The 1,082-nt window shown below is 70.8% G+C and carries 2 protein-coding genes; both read right to left on the bottom strand.

Annotated features, from left to right (window positions below):
* Positions 1-149: 149 nt before the first annotated feature.
* Positions 150-521 carry a response regulator transcription factor gene (locus tag AC1D00_RS42445; RefSeq protein ID WP_477014825.1) on the bottom strand — a complete coding sequence of 124 codons (372 nt, stop codon included), beginning with the start codon at positions 519-521 and terminating at the stop codon, positions 150-152.
* Positions 518-1,082 (bottom strand): S1C family serine protease (locus AC1D00_RS42440; protein ID WP_477014824.1); only part of this gene is annotated, 565 nt, incomplete at its 5' end. The genes AC1D00_RS42445 and AC1D00_RS42440, both read right to left, overlap by 4 nt.

Below are 1,082 nucleotides of genomic sequence, written 5' to 3'. Positions count from 1 at the left end.
GCCAATCTGGTCGTGCTCGAGCAGGCCGACGTCACCGAGGCCCTGCGCTTCCACGCCCCGCCCGGCATCGTGATCAGCCATGGCCGCGTCGTCGATACCGACCGCATGCGCGCGCTGGCGCAGACCGCGATCGGCGATTGATCCGCCGTTCAGAGCTCGATCACGCCGCGGCGCGCGGCATGCGCCACCGCATCGGTGCGGCCGGTGGCGTCCAGCTTGTCGAGCAGCGAGCCGACATGGAATTTCACGGTGTGCACGGAGATGCCGAGCTGGCGCGCGATCATCTTGTTGGAGGCTCCCTCGGCCATCAACGCCAGCACGTCGAGCTCGCGCTGCGTCAGTGCGATGTCCTCAGGTCTCGMGCGCGGATCGCGGGCAACGACCGTGGCGGCGGCCCGCTCGCCGGGCGCGGCAAGGCGCAGCCCGGCGACATTGCCGAGCAGCGCAGCCAGGCGATCGGCGAGAGCGGGATCGTCGATCTCCAGGGACAGCAGGATCTCCGGCAGCTTGTCCTCGCTCACGCCTCCGGCCTCTCGCCGACCGTGACCTTGAAGTTGATCGGCTCGCCGCCGCGGCGCACCGCGACGTCGACCACGGCGCCGACGCTCGCAGGTCCTAGCGTCCGCGACAGCGCGCGCACACCGGATAGTTTCTGGTCGTTGACGGCCACGATCACATCGCCCTGGCGAATGCCGGCGGCCGCCGAAGGCCCGGCCTTGTCGACACTCATCACCATCGCGCCGATACCGTCGTCGAGCCGCACCGGCTGGAGTCCGAGCCCGAGATATCCGCGCGCGATGCGGCCGCGCGCCTCTAGCTGCGGCGCGATGCGCTCGATCGTCGCCGTCGGGATCACCAGCACGCGCCGCGGTCCGAGCACGGCCATGCCGAAAGCTTCACCCGTCGCATCGAGCGCGAGGCCGCCTTCCTGGCCGGGACGCAGGCGAACGTCGAGCTCGATCCGCGCATCGATGTCGCCGCCGCGCAAGGAGCGCCAGCTCCTGCCGGACGCCGACACCATGCCGAGCGCGGCGCTCGGCGTATCACGGTTGGTGGCCACGACAACCGACAGGGTGCCGAGG

The organism is Bradyrhizobium sp. P2_E8, from assembly GCF_056403875.1.
Note: the sequence above shows the minus strand (reverse complement) of the source record. Positions and strands in the feature narration are given on the sequence as shown.